Source organism: Bradyrhizobium ferriligni (genome assembly GCF_056837965.1).
The window spans coordinates 1-408 of the sequence record NZ_JBXEJO010000353.1 but is presented as its reverse complement, the minus strand read 5'-3'; the positions used below and the strand labels follow the sequence as shown (position 1 = coordinate 408).

The window sequence follows — 408 nt, the reverse complement described above, 5'->3', positions numbered from 1 at the left end:
CGTCGCCCGATGGCCATGCTTTCATGCTGCGCCTCTATGCGCCTGCCCAACGTGAGCGGTGCGAGCGCTCGCCGGGCATGGTGCTTTATTTTCATGGCGGGGGATTCGTGGTCGGCTCGCTCGCGAGCCACGATCTGATCACTGCGCGCATCGCGGCCGATACGGGCCTATGCGTGATCGCCGTCGATTACCGGCTTGCGCCCGAGCATCCAGCGCCCGCCGCTCACGACGATTGCCTGGCTGTCACGCGCGCCGCGCTCGATGGACGCTTGCCATTCGGTCTGGTGCCGACGTCGCTGCAACTCGCGGGCGACAGCGCGGGTGCGACGCTCGCGGCGAGTGTCGCGATGCGGTTGCGCGACGAAGGGGTGACGGGCGTCCGAGGTCTCGCGCTGGTTTATCCGATGC

Annotated in this window: 1 protein-coding gene; it reads left to right on the top strand. The window is 67.9% G+C overall.

Annotation, left to right across the window (positions count from 1 at the left end; genetic code table 11):
- Positions 1-23 precede the first annotated feature (23 nt).
- A partial coding sequence (locus AC1VNY_RS42795) for an alpha/beta hydrolase fold domain-containing protein (protein WP_482409722.1) occupies positions 24-408 on the top strand: 385 nt, incomplete at its 3' end.